The organism is Bacillus sp. LR--39 (assembly GCF_053613335.1).
The window spans coordinates 1-684 of sequence record NZ_JBSIOT010000946.1 but is presented as its reverse complement, the minus strand read 5'-3'; the positions used below and the strand labels follow the sequence as shown (position 1 = coordinate 684).

The 684-nt window shown below is 47.8% G+C and carries 1 pseudogene; it reads right to left on the bottom strand.

Features of this window, described 5'->3' with window-relative positions:
* Nucleotides 1-66: 66 nt before the first annotated feature.
* Nucleotides 67-684, bottom strand: a pseudogene (locus ACWHAR_RS27660) (phage tail sheath N-terminal beta-sandwich domain-containing protein); the annotation flags it as partial.

Genomic DNA, 684 nt, shown 5'->3' with positions numbered 1-684 from the left:
AAGGTGACCAGTTGAAGGCGACGTTTGCTGCTTTCATTAAACGCCTTCGCGACGGCCAAGGACAAAAAGTGCAATCACATCAAAGCTCTCCGTTTCAGCCGCGGCTAAGAAATCTGTATAGTCAGAGTTGACAGGGGCTTTATCCGTACCGCCAGATAAACGGATTCCCGCGGATGCATTCAGCGTCTCAGCTGCAGTGTCTCCTTCTGATCCAGTGAGAGGAATCGTTGAAGAAAGATCGCCTGTTCCGGTAAAAGTGACATAGCCGTTAGCTGTTAATTCTTCAGCCTTTTTGACAGTCTGTTTATCAACCTCTGATTCGTCCATATATGTTGTCACATCGAAAGAATTAGCATCCAGCACATTTTGATTGATGCGGATGATAATGTCATTTCCTTTTGTTCCGCCATATACTGCAGTTGCTTTGACGCCTTCAGCAATATCAGCAGACGCTCGGACACCTTCGGTTAGACGGTACATCAATACCGTTTTCGCATTTTTCTTCGCTTCACGCAGCAGCAATAAAGACGGGTCATCAATGCTGAGACCCACTTTTTTGTTCAGGTCTTCAACGCTGGAAATGGAGACGAACGTTTTCGCTTCGCCCCAGCTTGATGCGACCGGAAGTGCGACTGTTCCCCGTTCACCGAGTGATACCCGCTCCTGCGCCGTCGTTTTAAAGTT